This window comes from Paraburkholderia sp. BR10882, assembly GCF_040948855.1.
Lineage (GTDB): Bacteria > Pseudomonadota > Gammaproteobacteria > Burkholderiales > Burkholderiaceae > Paraburkholderia > Paraburkholderia nodosa_A.
In genome coordinates this window covers 1-255 of record NZ_JBFPKP010000088.1, presented here as the reverse complement: position 1 = coordinate 255, position 255 = coordinate 1, and the positions used below count along the sequence as shown (strand labels likewise).

Below are 255 nucleotides of genomic sequence, written 5' to 3'. Positions count from 1 at the left end.
TCATCGCAATAGCGTGTGAGCGCTTCCCACCGGTTCAGCGCATAGAGGATCGCCCGACTCGTGTCCGATTTGCGCGAGAGCGCCTCCAGCGTCGTTGTGAGCCACGCATGGAATTGATCGAGTAGCGGCCGCGCGTACTCCTGTCGATGCGCACGGCGCTCGTCGGGCGGTTTGCCCCGGATCGTTTCCTCGATCCTGTATAGCGCGCCAATACGCTCGAGCGCTTCAGTGTTCAACGCATTGGGGCGCGCTGCG

General features: G+C 62.7%; 1 protein-coding gene. It reads right to left on the bottom strand.

All coding sequences use genetic code 11. The features are described 5' to 3' along the window. On the bottom strand, window positions 1–255 hold a 255-nt coding region (locus tag AB3X99_RS41020; protein ID WP_368662079.1), incomplete at both ends, for a transposase.